Below are 20011 nucleotides of genomic sequence, written 5' to 3'. Positions count from 1 at the left end.
AGATGGTATCCGCTCAAATCAGGACAATCAACAAGCCACTGCGCTGGAGTCCGTACACCAGATTTGACTATAGCTCTATTTAAATTGCTTCTTGCAGGACGTCAGACAGACTCGTTTCAAAGAGAAAAAAATTCAGGCGAACCAAAATTTATCAAAAAACTAGTGAAGACAGAGAAAACAAAAACGGCCCTGAGCGAAACTCAGGGCCGTTTTTCAGAAAAGAAAAAGATGTTCAATCAGGCATGCAGCAGTGCCATGGATTCTCTGGCGATCACCCATTCTTCATTGGTTGGAATCACCATGGCCATCGGAGTATTGGGTTTGGTAATCACGCCTTTCTCGCCGAAGCGGGCTTTTTCATTCGCTGCTGTATCTTCACGGTAACCGAAGATCTTGAGGTGCTTCAGCACTGCGCTGCGAACCGGCAGGGAATTCTCACCGATACCGCCGGTGAATACGATGGCATCCAGCTCGTCCAGTGAGACCATGTAAGATGCGATGTATTTCGCGACGCGGTAGGTAAAGATTTCGAACGCCAGTTTCGCGCCTTCATGACCCTGCTCCATGGCTTCAACAATGCCACGGCAATCGCTGGTCAGGCCGGAGACCCCCAGGAAACCCGCATCTTTGTTCAGTGCCTGCTGCAGATCCGCCTGATTCCAACCTTTGCTCATCAGAAAGTCAATGATACCCGGGTCCAGATCGCCACAGCGTGTGCCCATCATCAGGCCAGCCGTTGGGGTGAAACCCATGCTGGTATCCGCGCTTTTGCCTTCGCGTACGGCACAGATGGATGCGCCATTGCCCAGGTGCACGGTGATCACGTTGGTTGCATCGGCAGATTTACCCAGCTGTTTTGCTGCTTCCTGGCTCACAAAGTAATGGCTGGTGCCATGGAAACCGTAGCGACGGATGCCGTAGTTCTGATACAGCTTTTGTGGCAGCGCATAATGGTAGGCTTTGGCGGGCATGGTCTGGTGGAAAGCAGTATCGAATACCGCGTATTGTGGCAGGTAAGGGAAGGCTTGCATAGCCGCCCGAATACCAATCACATGCGCCGGATTATGCAGCGGTGCGAGTTCACTCAGTGCATCAATTTCATTCAGAACGTGTTCATCAATTTTTACCGTTTGGCTGAAACGCTCACCACCATGAACCACCCGGTGGCCGATCGCGATGATGTCCTGTTTCAGTCCTAACTCTTCCAGCAGGGTGACCAAACGTTCAATGGCCTGCTGATGATGGTTACCTGTTGCGTCCAGTGCACAGCTTGCTTTTTCGCCTTCGTATTTCCAGCTGACAGATGCCTCGCTCAGTCCGAAGCACTCACCCAGCCCGGTCAGTCGGGCATCGCCGCTCACGGCATCGATCAGGGCAAATTTTAGCGAGGAGCTTCCGGAATTGATCACTAGTACTAAAGAATGACTCATGGGTTTCCACCAGATGATTGTCGGCTGATTTGGCACTGCGTGCCCCCTGACAACAGGCGTTGTCGAGCACAGATGCTAAGAAATGATGTGGAGCAACAGGTTCAAAGCATCTTGTGCTTCGCCCATATTACTCAATTTTTTTTGAATAATTCAACTCAACACTCAATTTAAATGTAAAAATTTCAAACTTGATTGCAATACATCAAAAAATATTGAGCAAAGCATCAACAAAGTGCTGAGATGGACGCCAGTCAGAAACCGGCAGCGGATGTGCCGGCAGAAGAGAAATCAGTCAGAAAACTTGAGGTAACGCTCATACAGCGCATCGATGTCCTGGCTGCACATCAGATCCATGTTGTCCTTCAGCGTGGATAACGACCAGTCCCACCATTTTATCTCCAGCAGTTTGGCAACCTGCGCCTCACTGAACCGAGTTTTCACCACCCGTCCCGGATTTCCTACCACAATGCTGTACGGTGGGACATCTTTGGTGACGACCGCTCTGGCGCCAATGACAGCACCGTCAGCAATGTGTACTCCCGGCATGATGACACACTCACTGCCCAGCCAGACATCATTGCCAATCACTGTATCCCCGACCCGCTCAAACCCCGGTTTCACTTTGTTGCCAAATTCGCTGACATCAAACGGATAAGAAGAGATCCAGTCATGCCGGTGGCCCTGATTGCCCGCGAGCATAAACACCGCACCTGAAGCAATGGAACAAAATTTTCCGATGACGAGTTTATCGACCTCACCAAAAATCCCGGATTCCCAGACGGCTTTGGTTGAATGATCGCCCAGCAGATATCTGACGCAACAATCTTCAAAATCTTTATCGTGGTAGTAACCGGAATAGTAGGTAAAGTCCCCGACAATAATATTCGGATTGGAGACTTTTTTATTGAGCTCGTAACCGCCCAACCAGGAGGGGAAAATCGTCGACATTCATACCTCTTACAAACAGCCTGCTGCACACTGTCAGTTTATTGATAAGTATAATGTAACAAAAAGCAAACAGCCGTGCTTTGGTGTCCATCTCCTAAGACAACACCTTGGCACGGCTGCTCAAAGTTGAAAACATCAGGAGGACATGGGTTCTGCAGTCACCATGCCGGTACTCCAGTCCTGGCTTGAATGGGTCGCAGGTGTTTCATGGTTCGCCTCCTCAGAAGGCACGACCTGATATTCACTGTCATCAATATCTTCATGAACCTGCCCCAGTGCTGAATCCATCTCTGCATCTGACGGACGGTATTTCTGGCGATCGTACACTTTATCCAGTAAATCCATAATCGCATGTGTCGGGACAGGCGGATTATGCACCAGCTTATAAATCTGCTTCGCCACTTTCTGCACATTCAGAATCGATTCAATCCCGACATGCTGAACCGCCATATCCCGCTCTTTTTTCGCATCCAGATAACCCGAAGCAAAAGCCACCGAGAACCAGATATAAGCGACTGCGGCATCCGTCACGTTGGCAATGGGCTGATCCTGATTCAGGTGCATCTTACCTGCCAGATACTGCGCTTCAACATTGCCCAGTTCTGTTGCTTTTTCCAGCCAGTAAATGGCACGGCGGCGATCTTTTGCCACACCAATGCCGGTCTGATAACAATAGGCAACTTTAATACAGCCCAACGGATCCTGATTCACGGCAGATTTTAAACGCCAGAAAAATGCCCGGCGCGGAGAAGGCGACGGGTTAGACTCCACCACATACCAGTCCCCCAGAAAAATCTGAGCCGGAACATATTCCATCTCTGCCGCTTGGATGAGATGACCCACACCAGATGCAGTATTGATTGCAGTGCCAAAACCACGAATTTCATAACGACCGATTTCAAATAAAGCTTCCGGATCGTTGTGATTCGCTTTGACTTTACACTCCCAGTAACGAGATTTTGCCTCACCATGCGGATCATCAACATCCTGACGAGACAATCGGGCCAGCGCGTTCTGACCAATTTCATTCCCGAGCTGAGCGGCTTTCTGGTACCAGCTTAATGCTTCACGGAGATTGCCAATTTCATTTTCCTTCGCGAGTGACAGAATGCTGGGAATATGACCTGACTGAGCCTTTCTGACTTTTTCTTCGTGCTCAACAGCTTTTGCCTGCTCTAATACCTGACGGTACTTTTCATCCCTGCGCGCCTGCTCTCTGGCAGCCTCGCGGAGTTCTTTCATCAGAGCAAAATACCGGGAAACCGCCACAATCAGCAGTACAATGCCAAGGCTAATACCTAAACCGAGTTGTGACATAACCCCTCTTAAAACAAATTTTTCTTCCTTTTAATAACGGCATTTTGAGCAAAATCTAAAGTGAAATTTCTTATGAATTTGAAGCTGGTCAGATCAGCATGCAAAAATCAGGCAACAATCCCGGTTTCCGCAAGGGTTTTGCGACAACCGGGACAGAGAAATTCCTTTCCGTGCAACTTAGTCTAGCTGAATGCCATTCACACTCAGGCTGACGACCACATTCCCCCGGACGGCATTGGAGTATGGGCAAACCTGGTGCGCAGCCTTCACCAATTCAATGGCAGCGTCATTGTCCATCGCCAGTTCAACCGACAGCTCAGCCGCTAATGCAAAGCCACCGTCTTCTTTTGCCAGCAACCGCACCTGCGCTTGTGTCGGTGCTTCACGTAAGCCCAGCTTCTGAAGGCCAGCAATATGCAGCACGGCATTGGAGAAACAGGCGGAGTACCCCGCTGCGAACAACTGCTCAGGATTCGTAGCCTTCCCACTACCGCCCAGTGCTTTCGGGTAGCTCAGAGAAACATCCAGCAAACCATCATCACTTTTTACCTGACCATTGCGACCAGCGCTTGCTTTCGCGGAAGTTGTATAAATTGTTTTCATCAGATTCACCTCGAACAACTAGATTGCACACAATTAAATTTCACGCAATCTTAGATCGATTTTCAGTTCCAACGCAAGTATATTGTGCACAATTTAATTGAACCCAACTCATACCGGAGATGAGCCATGGCCAATGCCACGCAAATCCCTGCCCAAGTGACCCTGGATGATATGGTCTGTTTTTCCTTATACAGCGCGTCCAATGCGATGATCCGGGCTTACCGGCCGTTGCTCGATGCGCTGAATCTGACTTATTCGCAGTATCTGGTCATGCTGGTGATGTGGGAAAAAGAATGCCTCAGCGTGAAAGCACTGGGCGAAAAAGTGCACCTTGATTCTGGGACACTGACACCGCTGCTGAAGCGATTGGAAAGTAAAGGGCTGGTCAGACGGCGACGCAGTGAAACGGATGAGAGAATCCGGGAGATCAGCCTGACGGATGCAGGGAAAGCACTTCAGGTGCAAGCAGCTCAGGTGCCTGCCTCGCTGTTGTGTCAGGTTGATATGCCTCTGGCATCCCTGAAGGCCCTGAAAGCCAGCTGCGATGCGTTATATGCGCAACTGACCGCCATTGAATCCAAGGCATAAAAAATGCGCAGCCAGAGCTGCGCATCCTATTCTTCATTGTGTTATCCGATATTTTAATCGAATGCTTTCAGATTCTTCTCAAACGTATCGAATTGCGTGTGCAGGACGGCAGGCGCACCACCGGTCGCTTTGCTGACCCCCACAATGGCAATCGTTGCAAAGATAAATCCAGGAACGATTTCATACATATCGAAGATACCGCCAGTCAGCTGTTTCCAGATCACAACGGTCAGGGCACCCACAACAATGCCCGCCAGAGCACCATGACGGTTCATGTCACGCCAGTACAGGCTCAGCAGCAGTGCCGGACCAAATGCCGCACCAAAACCAGCCCAGGCATAAGACACCAGACCCAGAACCGTGCTGTCCGGGTTCATCGCCAGCATCAGTGCAATCAGAGACAGCACAATAACCGCGACACGACCGACCATCACGATTTCTTCCGTGGATGCATCTTTACGGATGACTTGCTTATAGAAGTCTTCCGCCAGTGCTGAAGAAGAAACCAGTAACTGAGAATCCGCAGTACTCATAATCGCAGCCAGAATTGCCGCCAGCAGGATCCCCGCTATAACCGGGTGGAAAATCGCATTCACCAGCAACATGAAGATTCTCTCCCCATCCGCCAGCTCACCCGCCAGTTGGTTATCGGCATACAGAATACCGACCAGACCGACCATAATCGCACCAAACATAGACAGCGCAGACCAGACAACAGCGATACGGCGTGCGGTGCCAATATCTTTATTGGAGCGGGTTGCATTGAAACGTGCCAGAATGTGCGGCTGACCAAAGTAACCCAGCCCCCAAGCGGCCAGAGAAACAATGCTGATAAAGGTCAGAGGCTGGCCTTTCACATCATTGAAAATGGTCATCAGTTCCGGGTTTTTCGCTTCCAGAGAAGCCGCCAGATCACCGAATCCACCCTGCATGGCTGCAATCGGCACAACCAGCAGCGCAGCCGCCATCAGCAGCCCCTGAACCAAATCTGTCCAGGACACTGCAAGGAAACCACCAAACAGCGTGTAAGAAACGACACAAAGCGTACCAATCACAACAGCAAGTTGATAATCCAGACCAAAGACAGTTTCGAACAACTTACCGCCAGCTACCAGACCAGAACTGGTATAGAAAAGGAAGAACAGCAGAATGAAAAATGCTGAGATGGTCTGGATCAGCTTCGACTTATCCTGGAAACGGTTAGACAGATATTCAGGAATCGTAATCGCGTTATCTGCGGTAATGGTGTAAGTCCGCAGACGTTTGGCACAAATCAGCCAGTTCAGCCAGGTCCCTAACAGCAGACCGCCAGCCAGCCAGATAGATTCCATCCCGGCTGCATAAGCGTAACCCGGCAGACCCAGCAGCAGCCAGCCACTCATATCGGAAGCGCCGGCAGACAGTGCCGCAGGCCACGGACCTAATGAACGCCCGCCCAGAAAGTAATCGGATGAGTTTGCAGTTCGCTTATAGGCATAGTAGCCGATTGCGAGCATCGCAATCAGATACACGATAAACGTACCTGTGATAGCAAAGCTATTTTCTATCATGATTGAGTTCCCTCGTTTTTTGTCGCTCTTGTCACTGCAAGAACTTATTGAATGGTGCTGATCCTGAACAGCATCTGCTGCAGCATGACGGCTCCACCACGGACAACGTACCTGTAGGGGATGTTCGATCCCACTTATCCTTTTTGAAAAAAACCGCCGATCAGAGACCGACGGTTCAGGTCACGAGTCACTGGTAACAGTCGAATGCAGCATTAATGTGCTTCTTCGCCGCTCCCCAATTCCAGCAGAGAGGCATTGCCACCTACCGCAGTAATATTGATCGTTCGCGTTCTTTCCGTTACGAAGCGCAGCGAATAAGTCGGGCTCCCAATCACAGGGTAAGACACGAAGTCAGTCTCTGCAATCAATTGCCCAAGCAGCCCGTCACGGGCCGCCAAGTCGCGAGACAGCTTCAATGCTGCCTCACGGTTTCCGGCATACACCACACCCGCAACTGCGGCGTGACGTACGATGTCCTCAAAATCTTTCGCATCAACCGCCAGCACGACGCCCTTTGGCAGTTCCGCCTGTTCCAGCTCCGTCACGATTTGCTGTGCCGATTTTGCAAAGCCTTCTGGCAGGCACAACAGCACCGTATTTCCGGTCACTAACGCGGCCGTCAGCTGACCGGCCATAGCCACCAGAGGGGCATCCGCATCTGCCGACACCACAAACAGACCGCGACCCGCGCAATAAAGTTCGTTGGTTTCACCCGTTGGGCCCGGCATCAACTCGGCTTCAGCCACATGTTCATTTGCATTGCGGCACTGAAACGCCACCATCGCAGCGACATCAGCATCCTGCTTGCTGCTCCACTGAGTCAGCTGGGTGATCCGCTTTTCATAACCCAGACCATTCCAGTGTTCCCAGGCTGCATTACTTTGATCGACGATTGCTTGAATACGTGTTGTCATCTTTTAATCCTTTCCAATTCCTGCAGCCATTACGCAGAGAAAACATCTTTCGTGAAACGATACAGATAGTGTGGACCACCCGCTTTCGGGCCGGTACCGGACAGGCCTTGGCCGCCAAACGGCTGAACCCCAACCACAGCACCCACCTGATCACGGTTGATATAGCAGTTCCCTACCCGGGCACGACGCTCAATGTGGCTGTAAGTCCGCTCGTTACGGCTGTGCACACCCATGGTCAGACCGAATCCTGTCTGGTTAATCTGATCAATCACCTGATCCAGCTCATTCGCTTTAAAGCGAACGATATGCAGAATCGGACCGAAGTTCTCATTTTGCAGGATATTGATACCGCGAATTTCAAACGCCGTTGGCAGCACAAAATCACCGTGCGTACAATCCGGACTCAGGGCAGCCTGCGCCACCATCTTGGCCTGATTTTTCAGGGCACCGATGTGCGTCAGCAGTTTTTGTTTCGCCGTTTTGTCAATCACAGGGCCTACATCGGTACTGTGCAGCTCCGGACGGCCGACAGACAGCTCTGCCATCGCCCCTTTAATCAGCGTGATAATGCGATCCGCTACGTCTTCCTGAACAAACAGCACCCGCAGCGCAGAACAACGCTGGCCGGCAGAAGCAAATGCAGAACGCACCACATCACGCACCACTTGTTCTGGCAATGCCGTGCTGTCGACGATCATGGCATTCTGGCCACCAGTTTCTGCAATGAAAGGCACGGGATCACAGTCGCGCTCTGCCAAGGTACGGTTGATGCGCTGTGCCGTCTCGGTCGAACCGGTAAAGGCCACGCCAGCAATCCGGACATCAGAAGTCAGGACAGAACCCACCTCTGCACCACGGCCCGGCACAAACTGAATCACACCGGCAGGAACGCCCGCTTCCAGCATCATTTCGATAGCACGGAATGCAATCACAGACGTTTGTTCAGCCGGTTTACACACCACGGTGTTCCCTGCTGCCAGCGCGGCAGAAACCTGACCTAAGAATATCGCCAGCGGGAAGTTCCACGGACTGATACAGGCGAACACGCCACGCCCCTGATAAGACAGCAGACGCTCTTTGCCATCGAAACCCACGACAGGGGTCTCTCCGGCAAACTCAGTGGCTGCCTGGTGCGAATAGAAGCGCAGGAAGTCCACAGCTTCGCGGATTTCATCAATGCCGTCCTGAATCGTTTTACCCGCTTCACGATGACACAATGCAACCAGCTCACCAGTATTGTCTTCCAGCAAGTCGGCCAGACGCTGCAGACAAGCACCACGCTCCGCAGCAGGTGTCGCCGACCATGCCGGATAAGCTTCTGCCGCAACATCAATGGCGGTTGCCACCAGTTCACGATTCGCAAATGCCACTTCACCGACGGTCTCACGGCGGTCATACGGTGCTGTGACCTGATAGATTTCACCGTCATGGATTTTGCCATTCACAATCGGACCCGCTTTCCAGTGATGCTCACTGAAGGCAGAAACCGACGCATGGAAAGGTTGCCATGCCGACTCGATCTCAATGTTAATGCCTGCAGAGTTTTTCCGATCGGCTCCAAAAATATCTTTTGGCAGCGGGATCAGATGGTTATGCAGGGTCGGACGGGAACGCAGCACATCAACCGGATGCTGGATCAGATCAGAGATCGGACAACGAGCATCCACCAGACGGTGAACGAAAGAGCTGTTGGCACCGTTTTCAAGCAGACGGCGAACCAGATACGGCAGCAGATCTTTATGGCTGCCGACCGGTGCGTAAATGCGCACGTTCACGCCATAGATGTCCATCACGTGGTTATACAGCGCATCACCCATGCCGTGCAGGCGCTGGAATTCGAAATCACGATGCTTGGCCATGGCCAGGATCGCGGTCACCGTGTGGGCGTTGTGGCTCGCAAACTGCGGGAAAATCAAACCGCGAACATGGGAAGACAACAGGAATCGGGCACAGGCCAGATAAGAAGTATCGGTCGCTTCTTTACGGGTATAAACCGGATAACCTTCATAACCGCTTTGCTGGCAGAGTTTCAGTTCGGTATCCCAGTATGCCCCTTTCACCAGACGCAACGGGATCACATCGCCCTGCTCTTTACTCAGAGCCGCCAGCCAGGTCAGCACCGGTAGCGCACGCTTGGAGTATGCCTGAACAACCAGACCAAAACGGCCCCAGCCTTTCACCGCATCAGAGCGATAGAGTTTTTCAAACAGTTTCAGCGACAGTTCCAGACGATCGGCTTCTTCCGCATCAATGGTGATGCCGACATTCAGCGCGCGGGCACGCTTGAGCAGTGCCAGTACGGTTTCGTACATTTCGCTCATCACCCGGCTTTCGTTGGACACGTCATAACGCGGATGCAAGGCAGAAAGCTTAATCGAGACCGTCGGGCAAGGTGATTTGGAATGTTTTTGATTATCCAGTCCGACCGCTTCGATCGCTTCAATGTAATCATTGAAGTATTTCTTTGCATCGTCCTGTGTCAGTGCGGCTTCACCCAGCATGTCAAACGAGTAAGTGAAACCCTTATCGCGTTTAGCCTGGCCATTTTTCATGGCTTCGCCAATGGTTCGTCCCAGAACAAACTGGTGGCCCATAATTTTCATTGCCTGATGCATCGCTTTACGAATGACTGGCTCAGACATTTTGTTGGTCAGGCGGTTAATGGCACGTGCAGGGCTGCCATCTTCCTTCTCGTCCATGCTGATCACTTTACCGGTCAGCATCAGTCCCCAGGTCGAGGCGTTTACAAACAGAGAATCGGAGTTTTTAAGATGAGATTTCCAGTCCGCCACACTCAGTTTGTCGCGGATCAGTGCATCCGCTGTGGCTGTATCCGGAATACGCATCAGCGCTTCAGCCAGACACATCAGGAGAATGCCTTCTTTGGTATCCAGACTGTATTCCAGCAACAGGGCGTCAATCATCTGGATAGCACTGCGGTCAGCTCGCACTTGCTCAATCAGGCTGGTGGCTTTTTCCTTCGTGTACTGGCGCTCTTGCTCAGAAGGCTCAGCCAAAGGCAACAGCTGTTCCAGCCAGGCAGATTCATCAACCGAATAAAGCGGTGAAATCTGCTGCCAAAGTGCATCTAAAGGTTGCTCAATCAAAGATGGCTGAAGAGCATCTGCCGCATTGAACATAGTCATTCCCTCAATATAGTGGACCTAAATAACCATCAACACCGTTTGTCGTGGGATTCAGGTAAATGTTACACCAGTGTTACTTTAGCGGGGGATTTTATTTCGAACATTTCGCTGCGTCTTACCAAAAACTCCGATCATTTATCGAAAAAGTCCGCTTTATAACAAAATTAGACAGAAGTAATTAGCAAAAAATACTGATTTCGCTCTTAATTGCTGTAAGAAACAGCAACTGAAAGTCCCAAAGGGATACCTTGCTTAACAAATCGAAAAAAATAAGAAAAGGATTTTCACAAATATGGCGATTGCCAGGGGGAGGACGAACTCACAATTAAAAATGGCCGGGTGACAGAACCTCTCCCGAGACCACTAAAGCCACTGACGGCGGAATTTGGCGGGGGAAACCCCGAAATGACGTGTGAAAGCCTGCGTGAAGTTGCTCTGGTTCGCAAACCCGGCAGATTGCGCAATCTGCGCCAGGCTCAACTTAGGCTCTTCCATCAGCTGCCGGGCGAACTCCAAGCGCTTTTGTAGCACATACTGATGCGGCGTAACCCCGGTTTGCTCTTTGAAGACCACATGAAACTGGCTTTCCCCAAGAAAAACCAGTCCAGCCAATTGAGCCACGGCGATCTTCCGTGAAAGATGCTGCTGAATGTAATGATCAATGACATCCATATTCAGTCTTGGCAGATACCGTTCAGAGGCCAGCGGTTTAAAATGCCGTTGAAGAACGCACATCAGCGTATCGGTACAGGCTTTACTCAGCAGCCAGTCATCCGGATGTGCCTGCATTTCTGCGGATAAAGCCCGGATCAGGGTCTGCGCCTGATTATCGAGATGAAAATAAGCAGAACGATCAAATAATTGGTGCATCCGATCAAGCGCATAATCCTGGAGCGTGTCACAGACCGTCGGGACATTCAGCACCAGAATTTCATTTTGTCCGATGCCGGAAAAGCCATGGTCTGAATCTGCCGTCACCAGACAGCCCTGACCAGGGCAAACCAGACTGCCGTAGCCTTCAATCTCGAATTCAGTCTGGCCGGACAACGCAATCACCACCTGGTTATAACCATGGTTATGGTGATCCATATGTTCCGGTAATTTCATAATCTCCGCAGGTCTGAATCCTGACAGAGGGGTCCTATCCTTCATCCGTTCTTCCTGCGTTGACGGCATCCTGGCTTCGCTGCCAGATCTCAATCCAGCCCGCATCATAATCGATCCACGCCAGCAATGAAAAGGACTGCGCAGAGCATGCCAGCCACCTTGATCATCTTTCCTGATACAGCCGCAAAATTGAGATCACTAAACAACGGAAGCGTGATCAAGCCTAAACTTTTTACGGCCACTGTCATTTCAATTTTAAGCCGATGAATTTTCAGGCAGAACATCTGTGCGAATTTCTGTTGTTTCAACCGCCAGCTGACCTTGAGTCTCTCAATACGGTTCGCATCATTGATCGAATAAAATCAGTCAGTTAAAAAAGATCACTTGATCATTCTTCCATCAGCAACCTTGTTGATCACATGCGGTCGCGGGGATCCAACCCGATGTTGTCCCGCTTGGCCTTGATCATGCTTCTGTTCCGATCCAACCCGGCCAAAGCACTTATCCCGGATCTTTCTATCGGATCTTACTTGATCATCTTTCCAGTCCAAATGACACTCGCCGTTATTTATTCAAGCTTGATCATCTTTCCGTTGATAAAACAAGGCGATAGTGCAAAAACCGGCCTCACCGAGTGGTCTTCAGCAGCTTCGATATGTAAATAATGAAAAAAAATACCATCTCAATCGGTTCGTTACTGTTGATCAACAAACTTTGTGGTAAAACAAAACCTTCCGGTATTGCAGGTTTCTTCCCTGCTTCTCTCCCCTATTGATAAAGGATGCACAATGGGTGAATTTCTGACGCAGCTTGCTTTCTCATTTACCGTCACCGGGCCAATATTCATCATGCTGGCTCTGGGTATCGCATTGAAAAAATGGGGAATTATTAATGATGCCTTTACCCAGTCTGGCTCCAGGCTGGTGTTTACGGTCACCCTGCCCACATTGCTGTTCCTGAATCTGGTGGATGCGGACATCCATCAACTCGGCAGTGGTGAACTTTTCATCTTTGCTGCCATTGCTAACATTGCCGTGTTTCTTCTGTTTGAGTGTCTTGCGGGAAGAATGATCAAGGTTCCATCAGAACGTGGCGTGGTTGTGCAAGGCGCATTTCGGGCCAATACAGGGATTATTGGTCTGGCTTATGTCGCCAATGCCTACGGCAATGCGGGAATCGTTGTTGGTGCACTTTATGTCGCCGTCATTACGGTCCTCTACAACATCCTGGCTGTCATTACACTCAGTCGTTCAAATGCAGCATCCGCATCCCTTGATCATCGTTACGTACTGAAAGCCATTTTAACCAATCCTTTGATCCTCAGTATCTGTAGCGCACTCCCGTTCACTTTTCTTGAGATCAGACTGCCAGATGTCCTGATGCAATCCGGCCGTTACTTTGCAGACATGACTTTACCACTGGCCCTGCTGTGTACGGGGGCCAGCCTGGATTTCCGGCAGTTACGACAGGAATCTTCGCATGCAAATCTGTCCACTTGCGCGCGCTTGATCATCGCTCCGGTTTTGATCACGATCGCAGGCTACCTATACGGTTTCCGCGATCACACGCTTGGGATCATTTTTCTGATGAGTGCAGCTCCCACCGCAGCGGCCAGTTATGTTATGGCACGCGCCATGGGCGCAAACGCGAGTTTGGCGGCCAATATCATTGCGATGACAACCCTGGGATCCATGCTGACCTGTAGTTTGGGTTTAACCCTACTAAAAACGCTGAAAATCATCTGATTTGTCACTCAAATCCAAAAAATTGAATTGATAATCACTCTCAACTTGGATTAAATAGGAATAGTTCTTATTTACGATGAGTTGAGCCCCGTTATGGTCACACTGATTCGATCGCTGCCCATCCAACAACTCGGAAAGCGCTGGCGACTCGCCAATAAGCGTTTTCTGTTTCCGGTGCTGCTGCTGGTATTGCTCGCAACACCTTTCTCCCGGGAAATCACCATCAACGTTCTGGCGGACGCATTCTGGCAGGTTGCCGCTTATGTCGCAGCGACGCTTACAATCTATCATGTCATTTCAGCCCGAATGAACCAGCACGGCCTGCTCCGAACTCAGCTTCAGCACAGCCGTCGCTTTCAGGTTGTTTTTTCTGCTGCCATGGGAGCTTTACCTGGTTGTGGCGGAGCCATCATTGTGATGACTCAGTTTGTCCGCAGCCAACTCAGTTTCGGTTCTGTGGTGGCTGTCCTCACCGCGACCATGGGAGATGCCGCTTTTCTCTTGCTGGCAGCCAAACCGGCAACCGGTTTACTGATTGTATCGGTTGGCTTTTTTGTCGGATTAATTTCCGGCTGGCTGGTCGATACCATTCATGGCGCCGATTTTATGCGACCCGCTGTGACTCAGGAGACTGAATCATCTTGCTGTCAGCAGACAAGCAGCCAGTACAATAAAACCGTACGGTGGCAAGGGATGTTCTGGCAATGGCTGTTGATTCCCAGTGTGGTGTTCGCTGTGCTCGGCTCTTTACAAGTTGATACTGATGTATTTTTTCATCTGCCGGAACACACCACGGCTATTCTGGGCGCAGGACTGGCACTCCTGGCCATGACTTTATGGTCATTCAGTCGCGACGTTCAGGGCTATCAGGATGTCGTTTCTGAAGATCCGAAACCCGAAACCACAACGTTGTTTCAGCGTGTCGCGCAAGACACTAACTTTGTGACCACCTGGGTGATTGGTGCTTTTCTTTGTTTCGAATTATTCATGACACTCACGCAATGGGATCTTCAGCATATCTTCGCTGGCTGGGGAATTCTGATGCCCTTACTTGGCGTGCTGGTCGGGCTCATCCCGGGCTGTGGTCCGCAAATTCTGGTCACGTCTTTGTTCCTGCAAGGCGCGATTCCACTGTCAGCACAACTGGGAAATGCAATCAGCAATGATGGCGATGCGCTCTTTCCGGCCATTGCGCTTGCGCCCAAAGCTGCATTAGTCGCAACCTTCTATTCAAGCCTTCCGGCCATTCTGGCTGGCTATGCTTATTACTGGATGTTTGAGTAATCACCTTTCTCCAGATTAAACCATTTAAAAAATACATAAAAAAATCGACCTCAGGTCGATTTTTTATTATCTTAGACGCGGCTATCTCACAGTTTAATAGCACGTCAGCGCATATAAACCACTGCACCCACGCCCGATCATACCTCAATGGAATTGTCAATAGGTGATTTCCCCCCTTATACGAAAGAGTCTCCTTCACTATAGTTAGTCCTGTAGGCAGTTGAAGAAAACCCTCTCTTCAATTGTTTGCAGTATCCAGATTTGGATACATGCCAATGAGGTTCTTTGATATATACCCTCATATCAAAGTCATGAACTTGATTGGATACCTCTTCTACACGTCGTACAGGATTGCACTCTTAGGAGTCAAACTCTTGTCTTTGCCGGCCTGTTAGGCCGGCTTTTTTTCTATTTTATTTCTATCTCGTCTAAGTTTTCGGCACCCTTGTATTGTAACATTCGATGCATCCATTAAACTCAGTATTATCCCGCCCATCAAAATAATAAAAGCTGGCTAAAGCGTGAAAGATACACTTGATCCCAATTTATTGCATATGTTCAATCAACTTCCTGGATGTTGGGGTTGTAAAGATACGGACTCAGTTTTTGTCTATGCCAATGCGGAATATGGAAAAATCATTGGTGTCGAACATCACTTAGATTGTGTTGGCCGTACTGATTTTGAGATGCCCAGCCCAACGATTGAATGTGCTGAAACCTTCAGAGATCAAGACCATCAGGTCATGAATAGTGAAAAACGCATGCGAGTTTTGGATATCCATCCCTATTCGGATGGTAACTGGCGTGCACATTTATTCACGAAGATGCCGTGGCGAAGTGAAGAAAATGAAGTGGTTGGCACCATTTTTTCGGGCATTGAATTGAAAGATACCGCCATACTCGAAGTTGGACATTGGATTTGTCGTGCAGCCGGTTTGAACAACCAGCAACAGACATCCTTCAGTCTGGATTTGCATCGACAGAAGGTTCAGCTTAATACCAGAGAATCTGAAGTTCTGTTTTTATTGCTGTATGGAAAAAAACCGCAATACATTGCCAAAGTGCTTAATGTTTCTGTGAAAACGATTGAAAACTATGTCATCCGGCTGCGTGAAAAATTTAATGCAAACTCCAAGAATGAGTTAATCGATTTAGCCCTCGATCTGGGTTTTGGTTCGCACATTCCGGAAAGTATGCTCACGCATCAACTTTCAATCATCTTGAAAGAGTAAGCACAGACGGAAATCTCATAAACAACAGGCCACCCTTAGGTGGCCTGTTGTTTTCAAGAACACAAAATTAAGGTGCAAGACGATCTATCTGCCAGCTGTCGCCATCCCGCTCATACAAAAAACGATCATGCAGGCGATGCTCTCCGCCCTGCCAGAATTCCACAGACTTCACCCTGACACGATAGCCACCCCAAAACGTTGGGAATGGCACTTCGCCTGCAGAGAACTTCTGTTTCAGCTCCATGAACTTTCCTTCCAGCGCCTGGCGGGCCGTCAGTCTGGAACTTTGCTTACTTGCCCAAGCTGCAATCTGACTTTCCTTCGGACGAGATGAGAAGTATTTCATGACTTCAAGTGTGGATAGCTTTTCCGCAATACCGGTAATGTGTACCTGGCGCTCAAGCGGATGCCATGGAAAATGTAAGCTAATTTTCCCATTCTCAGCTAGTTGAGCCGCCTTACGACTACTCAGGTTGGTGTAAAACACAAACCCCTGCTGATCAAAGTGCTTCAATAAAACAATACGCTGAAATGGTTGCCCGGTAGCGTCAACCGTCGCGACCGTCATTGCTGTCGGATCAGTCAGTCCAGCTTCAATCGCTTGCTGTAACCAGTGATTAAACAACTCGATTGGTTCCTGAGGCAAATCTTTGCGGCGTAAACCACCCCGGGTATATTCGCGACGAATATCAGACAACTCCATTGTATTCTCCGTTTACTGTTACGACAGCTTACCGACCCGGTATCGCCATCGAATCAATGATAAGTGACGGCTGAATTGTCCATCTAAGCGCTTACAAAAACAAGCAAATCCTCACAACAACTCAGCGAGGCGGTGACTCGTTTTTTAATGTCGGGACAAAAGAGCACGCGTCCTGTGACCTCTCTTCTCTCCTTGGCTGCGGTAACTGACTGACACACACTCATTTAGCCACGCCATTGAAAAAATGATAATTTGATTCAACCCCTATCTGTATGCAGAACATCCACTGTGCTCAAAAGAAATAAACTTGCTTTGATTGTCGGACTGGGAATATTCCTGTCTATTTTAATTGCTTTTCTGACCCGACATCATTTTACGATCGCGCTGTCGAATCAAATCAAAGATGACATCACCAGCCTGGGAGAAAAATTAGATCAGCGCCTCAGACGCTACCAACAGTTACCACAGCTGCTGGCCCACGATCCCAGACTATTAGATTCACTGAATGCAGCCTTCGCGCCATCAAACGAACGCAATGCCAAGCTGTTACAAACCAATCTCTTGCTGACTTACTGGGCAAAAACGCTCAGCGCAGATACGATCTACCTCTTAGATAAAAACGGGGAGACACTGGCTGCCAGCAACTGGCATCAGCAAGACAGCTTTGTCGGATTTAATTACGCTTATCGTCCTTATTTTAAAGTTGCCATGAAAGGCGGATTGGGGCAGTTTTTTGCGCTGGGGATCAGCTCAGGGAAACGGGGCTACTTTTTTTCTGCGCCGGTATTTGATCAGCAGAATCAAGTGAGCGGTGTCATCGTCATCAAAATTGATTTGAATCTTGTCGATGAAATCTGGCAGTACCAGGAGTTTGAATATGTGATCAGCGACCCGCGCGGGGTGATTTTCTACAGTTCAATCAACAGCTGGATCTATCACAGTCTGGTGCCTTTAACGGAAGCACAGCGAACCCAGGTGATTGAAAGCCGGCAATACGGCACCCCAACACTAACGCCCTTAACCGAATTACCCAGCCTTGAAGCGCTCAATCACCAGACGCAAGCTGATATTCTGATCCCGGCGGAGCAACGCATTCACACTTTCCTCCATGCCCATCATGAGATGAACACTGCGGGGTGGGTCATTTACGGCTTCACACCAACGCATCAGATTCTGAGCCCGGTCTTCGAAAGTGTTTTACTATTTATCGCCTTTTACATTCTGCTGATTCTGGTGATGAATTACTGGTGGCAAACCGTGAGTGCGAAGGCAGCCTTAGCCGATCTGAACAGTACGCTGGAGCAGCAAGTCGCGGAACGGACGGACCATCTTCATCAGGCAAACAAGCAACTCTGGCATGCCATTGAACAATATGAGCTGACGCAGGCTGAACTGAAAGAGACCCGAACCGAATTGATTCAAACGGCGAAACTCGCCATGCTTGGAGAATTATCTGCAAGTATCAATCATGAAATTAATCAGCCCCTGGCGGCCATGCGCACCTACAGCGAAAACAGTATCAAGCTTCTGGCAAGAGAGAACTACCCGGCTGTTGCCGACAACCTGGCGCAGCTCATTCAGCTCAACCAGCGAGTCTCCGATATCATCGCCCGATTCAAAGTGTTTGCCCGGAAGGGCCTTCAGCAAAACAGCCAAATCCATGCTGCCCAATCCATCCGAAACGCGCTTGAACTGATGCACGCGCCACTGACCAAACATCGCATCGAGTTACATCTGGATCTGGATGAATCCATCTACATCAAAATCGATGCAGTGCAGTTTGAGCAGGTTGTCATTAACTTATTACAGAATGCGATTCAGGCTCAGGACTCGGTCAGCCAGAAACAAATTGGTATCATTCTGAAAGCAGGTCGTCAGCGGTGTATTCTGACCCTTTGGGATCGTGGCCCCGGATTGGATAACACGCAGAAACAACGTATCTTTACCCCATTTTTTAGCACCAAACATGACGGACTGGGATTAGGGCTGACGATCTGCCGCCGGATACTGGATTTATTTTCTGGCAGTTTGACCGTTCACGACCACGCTGACGGTGGCGCCGAATTTCAAATCAGCTTACCCCTTGCCGAAGAGGACCCCCAATGAAACAACCAGTCATCTTTATCGATGATGATAAAGCCATCCGCGACTCTTTAGGGCAAACCCTGATGCTTGAAGACTATCAGGTTCAATTGTTTCATAGTGCACGCCAAGCACTGGATGCATTTGATCCCCAATTTCCGGGGGTGATGATTACCGACATCAATATGCCGGGTATGGATGGGATGACGTTCCTCAAACAAGCCCTTCAGATTGATCATGAACTGCCCGTTATCATGCTGACCGGACACGGTGATATTTCAACCGCAGTTGATGCCATGCGATTAGGGGCCTACGATTTTCTGGAGAAACCGTTCTCTACTGAACATTTACTGGATGTCGTCAAACGCGCTTGCGATAAACGGGATCTGATTCTAGAAAACAGAGAGCTCAAGCGGGAACTGGCATCCCAGAGTCATCCGGGACCGCGGATACTCGGCAATACACTGGCAGTGAAGCAATTACGCCATCGCCTCTACCATCTGAAGGAATTACCTCAGGCTGTGTTTCTTCAGGGTGAAGCGGGCTCTGGAAAACGCATGATGGCAACATTTCTCCACGAACATAGTCAACGCCAGCACCAAGCCATGATGACAATTCAAGCTCAGGAACTGAATGATCAGCAAGCTGAATTGCTGCTTCAGGGTCCAGAAGGAAAATGGCATGCTGCACAGGGCAGCAGTCTCTACATTGAAAATATTGAGTTGCTACCGCATCAATCCCAACAGGTGCTCGTGACGCTGTTGCAATCGCAATCTGAGAACACTGAACCGAGCCATCACGTCCGACTGATTGCCAGTAGTCAGCACCCACTGCACCATCTTCTGGCATCTCAGCAACTTTTACCTGAGCTGATGTCTATGTTCGAAGGAGCCGTGCTTGAGATGCCTCCGCTTCGCGAGCGCCAAGACGACATCCCCCTCCTGTTTCAGAATTTTATCCGAACCGCTGCCTCGCGATATAACCTCGAAGCGCCGGTGCTCAGTGTTGAACAGGAACAGCGACTCATCGAACACCGCTGGCCGGGGAACGTCAGAGAACTCCGGAACCTGGCAGAACGGATCGTCCTGCTGGGGAATCATTTTGATGAAAGTCAGACGCTTGAAATCGACAGCCCACCGTTGACTCTGGTCGATAAGGTCACGCAGTTTGAACTCACCCTCCTCAGCGATGCTTTACGTCGCCACAATGGGCGACTCAAGGAAGTACAATCCGAACTGGGCATTGCGAGAAAAACACTATACGACAAGATGAAAAAACACGGTTTAGATAAAGAAGACTTTAAAGAATCACATTAACTTCACCAAAACTTTGAAATTTACAGTGTAAATAACGCCTTGATTC

General features: G+C 49.7%; 16 protein-coding genes. 6 read left to right on the top strand and 10 right to left on the bottom strand.

The annotated features are described in order from the left end of the window. Positions 1 to 236: 236 nt before the first annotated feature. The 4 genes from Q4579_RS18630 to Q4579_RS18615 form a co-directional block, all read right to left on the bottom strand. Complete coding sequence (locus tag Q4579_RS18630) at positions 237 to 1430, bottom strand: acetate/propionate family kinase (protein ID WP_303566221.1); 1194 nt, start codon at positions 1428 to 1430, stop codon at positions 237 to 239. A gap of 288 nt (positions 1431 to 1718) precedes the next feature. Then, positions 1719 to 2378, bottom strand: a complete 660-nt coding sequence (locus Q4579_RS18625) for a CatB-related O-acetyltransferase (RefSeq protein ID WP_303566219.1) — start codon at positions 2376 to 2378, stop codon at positions 1719 to 1721. Between the two features lie 135 nt (positions 2379 to 2513). Continuing rightward, a complete protein-coding gene (locus Q4579_RS18620; RefSeq protein WP_303566217.1) occupies positions 2514 to 3695 on the bottom strand; it encodes a tetratricopeptide repeat protein in 1182 nt (393 codons plus the stop codon). 177 nt (positions 3696 to 3872) lie between these two features. Next, on the bottom strand, positions 3873 to 4298 hold the full coding sequence (locus Q4579_RS18615) for an organic hydroperoxide resistance protein (RefSeq protein WP_303566215.1): 426 nt from the start codon (positions 4296 to 4298) through the stop codon (positions 3873 to 3875). A gap of 126 nt (positions 4299 to 4424) precedes the next feature. Between Q4579_RS18615 and Q4579_RS18610 the strand changes: the two genes are divergently transcribed. Then, the gene (locus Q4579_RS18610) at positions 4425 to 4886 is read left to right on the top strand and encodes a MarR family winged helix-turn-helix transcriptional regulator (RefSeq protein ID WP_303566214.1); all 462 of its coding nucleotides are present in this window, start codon (positions 4425 to 4427) and stop codon (positions 4884 to 4886) included. 53 nt (positions 4887 to 4939) lie between these two features. On the opposite strand, the gene putP is transcribed toward Q4579_RS18610, so the two are convergent. The 5 genes from putP to Q4579_RS18585 form a co-directional block, all read right to left on the bottom strand. Continuing rightward, entirely contained in the window at positions 4940 to 6436 is a 1497-nt protein-coding gene (putP, locus tag Q4579_RS18605; RefSeq protein WP_303566212.1) for a sodium/proline symporter PutP, read from the bottom strand. 212 nt (positions 6437 to 6648) lie between these two features. Then, the gene (locus Q4579_RS18600) at positions 6649 to 7350 is read right to left on the bottom strand and encodes an aldehyde dehydrogenase family protein (protein WP_303566211.1); all 702 of its coding nucleotides are present in this window, start codon (positions 7348 to 7350) and stop codon (positions 6649 to 6651) included. A 29-nt stretch (positions 7351 to 7379) separates the two neighbouring features. Beyond that, positions 7380 to 10490, bottom strand: a complete 3111-nt coding sequence (gene putA, locus Q4579_RS18595) for a bifunctional proline dehydrogenase/L-glutamate gamma-semialdehyde dehydrogenase PutA (protein WP_303566209.1) — start codon at positions 10488 to 10490, stop codon at positions 7380 to 7382. A 369-nt stretch (positions 10491 to 10859) separates the two neighbouring features. After that, positions 10860 to 11648 (bottom strand): AraC family transcriptional regulator, encoded by a 789-nt coding sequence (locus Q4579_RS18590; RefSeq protein ID WP_303566208.1) that lies wholly within the window; start codon positions 11646 to 11648, stop codon positions 10860 to 10862. A 59-nt stretch (positions 11649 to 11707) separates the two neighbouring features. After that, complete coding sequence (locus Q4579_RS18585; RefSeq protein ID WP_303566206.1) at positions 11708 to 11911, bottom strand: hypothetical protein; 204 nt, start codon at positions 11909 to 11911, stop codon at positions 11708 to 11710. Positions 11912 to 12391: 480 nt separating this feature from the next. On the opposite strand from Q4579_RS18585, the gene Q4579_RS18580 reads away from it, so the two are divergent. The 3 genes from Q4579_RS18580 (at position 12392) to Q4579_RS18570 (ending at position 15864) form a co-directional block, all read left to right on the top strand. Beyond that, on the top strand, positions 12392 to 13348 hold the full coding sequence (locus Q4579_RS18580) for an AEC family transporter (RefSeq protein WP_303566205.1): 957 nt from the start codon (positions 12392 to 12394) through the stop codon (positions 13346 to 13348). A 93-nt stretch (positions 13349 to 13441) separates the two neighbouring features. Beyond that, positions 13442 to 14632: a putative manganese transporter gene (locus tag Q4579_RS18575; RefSeq protein WP_303566204.1), complete on the top strand. Its 1191-nt coding sequence runs from the start codon at positions 13442 to 13444 to the stop codon at positions 14630 to 14632. A 521-nt stretch (positions 14633 to 15153) separates the two neighbouring features. Next, positions 15154 to 15864, top strand: a complete 711-nt coding sequence (locus Q4579_RS18570) for a helix-turn-helix transcriptional regulator (RefSeq protein WP_303566203.1) — start codon at positions 15154 to 15156, stop codon at positions 15862 to 15864. A gap of 67 nt (positions 15865 to 15931) precedes the next feature. On the opposite strand, the gene pdxH is transcribed toward Q4579_RS18570, so the two are convergent. Continuing rightward, positions 15932 to 16567 (bottom strand): pyridoxamine 5'-phosphate oxidase, encoded by a 636-nt coding sequence (gene pdxH / locus Q4579_RS18565; protein ID WP_303566201.1) that lies wholly within the window; start codon positions 16565 to 16567, stop codon positions 15932 to 15934. A 288-nt stretch (positions 16568 to 16855) separates the two neighbouring features. On the opposite strand from pdxH, the gene Q4579_RS18560 reads away from it, so the two are divergent. Both Q4579_RS18560 and Q4579_RS18555 read left to right on the top strand, forming a co-directional pair. Continuing rightward, complete coding sequence (locus Q4579_RS18560) at positions 16856 to 18673, top strand: ATP-binding protein (RefSeq protein WP_303566200.1); 1818 nt, start codon at positions 16856 to 16858, stop codon at positions 18671 to 18673. Then, entirely contained in the window at positions 18670 to 19965 is a 1296-nt protein-coding gene (locus Q4579_RS18555) for a sigma-54 dependent transcriptional regulator (protein WP_303566198.1), read from the top strand. The genes Q4579_RS18560 and Q4579_RS18555 overlap by 4 nt, the downstream gene beginning before the upstream one ends. The last annotated feature ends 46 nt before the right edge of the window (positions 19966 to 20011 follow it).

This window comes from Photobacterium sp. 1_MG-2023 (assembly GCF_030547945.1).
Classification (GTDB): Bacteria; Pseudomonadota; Gammaproteobacteria; order Enterobacterales; family Vibrionaceae; genus Photobacterium.
The sequence above is the reverse complement of the archived record's forward strand: the minus strand, read 5'-3'. Positions and strand labels throughout refer to the sequence as shown.